Here is a 2720-nt window from a genome sequence, read left to right as displayed (position 1 = left end):
GTCCACGTGGTCTACACGCGGTTCCGCTCGATGCTCAACCAGGAGCCCCAGGCCCTGCGGATGCTTCCGCTGGAGGTCGTGGAGGGTGACGAGAAGCCCTCCGACGAGGAGCTGCTGCCGCTCTACGAGTTCGAGCCCTCGCCGTCCGAGGTGCTCGACTCCCTGCTCCCGCGCTACGTCCAGAGCCGGATCTTCTTCGCCCTGCTGCAGGCTGCCGCCTCCGAGCTGGCCGCCCGTCAGAAGGCGATGAAGGCTGCGACGGACAACGCCGACGAGCTCATCAAGAAGTACAAGCGCATCGCCAACCAGGCTCGCCAGGCTGGCATTACCCAGGAAATCAGCGAGATCGTCGGTGGCGTCAATGCCCTTGCCGACGCACAAGCCGGGAGTGAGTGAACATGACTGCCACCATTGAAGAGACGACCCACCAGGCCGGCGGCTCGGTCGGTCGCATCGCCCGAGTCATCGGCCCGGTCGTGGACATCGAGTTCCCGACCGGCTCGATGCCGGCGATCTACAACGCCCTGACGTGCGAGTTCGAGCTGGGCGGTGAGAAGCACTCGATCATCCTCGAGGTCGCCCAGCACATCGGCGACGGCATGGTCCGTGCCATCTCGATGAAGCCCACCGACGGCCTCGTCCGCGGCGGCCAGATCACCGACACCGGCGGCCCCATCACCGTGCCCGTCGGTGACGCCACCCTCGGCAAGGTGTTCAACACCACCGGCGACGTCCTCAACCTCGCGGAGGGTGAGACGTTCGAGCCCGCCGAGCGCTGGGGCATCCACCGCAAGGCGCCGGCGTTCGACCAGCTGGAGTCCAAGACCCAGATGTTCGAGACCGGCATCAAGGTCATCGACCTGCTCACCCCGTACGTCCAGGGTGGCAAGATCGGCCTGTTCGGTGGTGCCGGCGTCGGCAAGACCGTGCTCATCCAGGAGATGATCGCCCGCGTCGCCAAGGACCACGGTGGTGTGTCGGTGTTCGCCGGTGTCGGCGAGCGCACCCGTGAGGGCAACGACCTCATCGTCGAGATGGAGGAGGCCGGAGTCCTCGGTCAGACCGCCCTCGTCTTCGGCCAGATGGACGAGCCGCCGGGCACGCGCCTCCGAGTGGCCCTCTCGGCCCTCACGATGGCGGAGTACTTCCGCGACGTGCAGAAGCAGGACGTGCTGCTCTTCATCGACAACATCTTCCGCTTCACCCAGGCCGGTTCCGAGGTCTCCACGCTGCTCGGTCGCATGCCGTCCGCGGTGGGCTACCAGCCCAACCTCGCCGACGAGATGGGTCAGCTCCAGGAGCGCATCACCTCGACGCGTGGTCACTCGATCACCTCGCTGCAGGCGATCTACGTCCCCGCCGACGACTACACCGACCCGGCCCCGGCCACGACGTTCGCACACCTCGACGCGACCACCGAGCTCTCGCGAGAGATCGCCTCGCTCGGTATCTACCCCGCCGTGGACCCGCTGACGTCGACCTCGCGGATCCTCGACCCGCAGTACATCGGTGACGAGCACTACCGCTGCGCGGTCCGGATCAAGCAGATCCTCCAGCGCAACAAGGAGCTCCAGGACATCATCGCGATCCTCGGTGTCGACGAGCTCTCCGAGGAGGACAAGATCATCGTGTCCCGGGCGCGCCGCATCCAGCGCTTCCTCTCGCAGAACACCTACGTGGCCAAGCAGTTCACCGGCATCGAGGGCTCCACGGTCCCGGTGGCGGACACCATCGAGGCGTTCAACAAGATCGCCGACGGCGAGTACGACCACGTCGCCGAGCAGGCGTTCTTCATGTGCGGTGGCCTCGACGACGTCGAGGCCAAGTGGGCTGAGATCCAGAAGTCCCTCTGATGGCTGACCACACCAGCAAGCCCCTCCACGTGGAGCTCGTCGCGGCGGACCGTCTGGTCTGGTCGGGCGAGGCCCGCATGGTCATCGCGCGCACGACGGACGGTGACGTGGGCATCCTGCCCGGGCACGCCCCGATGCTCTCGGTGATCATCGAGGGCGTCGTCGACGTGCAGACCGCCGACGGCGAGACGTGGGTCGCGGCCGTGGACGCCGGGTTCCTGTCGGTGGCCAACAACCGCGTCTCGATCTTGTCCGAGCACGCGGAGATGTCGCACGAGATCGACCTGGAGAAGGCGCGCCACGAGCTCGAGCGCGCCAAGTCCAGCGGCGAGAACGACGACGCCGCGCAGGAGGCGGTCCGTCGCGCCGAGGCTCGTGTCCGGGCCGTCGAACGGGCGTCCTGACGGAGTGACGCACGGCTGACGCTAGGGTGAGCGCACGGACCGATCGGGTCCGTGCGCTCACTGCATTTTCGTGGTGTCGAAGCGGTGCACCGGTGGTGGCACAAGGGAGGCATGGATGCCGTTGTGGCAGTGGCTGCTCGAGTCCGTGGGCGTCCTGCTGGTCCTGCCGCTGCTGTACGGCGTCGCCCTGATCGTGCGTCGGCGACTGCTCGCCCGCAACGGTGGCACCTTCGAGCTGAGCTACCGCATGCGTACCGCCCACCCCGGCCGCGGGTGGCTGCTCGGGCTGGGTCGCTACAACGGTGACTCCCTGGAGTGGTTCCGCATCTTCTCCCTGTCGCCGCGTCCGCGGTTGAGCTGGGCGCGCCAGTCGATGACCTACTCGGGTCGTCGCGACCTGGTCGGCGCCGAGGAGATGTCGTTGTACGCCGGCCACGTCGTCGTGTGCTGCACGGCACCGTCC

At 67.4% G+C, this 2720-nt stretch carries 4 protein-coding genes; all 4 read left to right on the top strand.

From position 1 onward, the window contains the following. Positions 1–396, top strand: a 396-nt coding sequence (locus ACXJKL_RS18880; RefSeq protein WP_457208541.1) for a F0F1 ATP synthase subunit gamma, incomplete at its 5' end; no start/stop codon positions are given. A 2-nt stretch (positions 397–398) separates the two neighbouring features. Then, positions 399–1853, top strand: coding sequence for a F0F1 ATP synthase subunit beta (atpD, locus tag ACXJKL_RS18875; RefSeq protein WP_457208540.1), 1455 nt, complete (start codon positions 399–401; stop codon positions 1851–1853). Next, a complete protein-coding gene (locus ACXJKL_RS18870) occupies positions 1853–2257 on the top strand; it encodes a F0F1 ATP synthase subunit epsilon (protein ID WP_457208539.1) in 405 nt (134 codons plus the stop codon). The genes atpD and ACXJKL_RS18870 overlap by 1 nt, the downstream gene beginning before the upstream one ends. 115 nt (positions 2258–2372) lie before the next feature. Then, the coding region (locus ACXJKL_RS18865) for a DUF2550 domain-containing protein (protein WP_457208538.1) at positions 2373–2720 on the top strand (348 nt) is incomplete at its 3' end.

This window comes from Nocardioides sp. P5_C9_2, from assembly GCF_054049555.1.
This window is presented reverse-complemented; position numbering and strand designations above follow the sequence as displayed.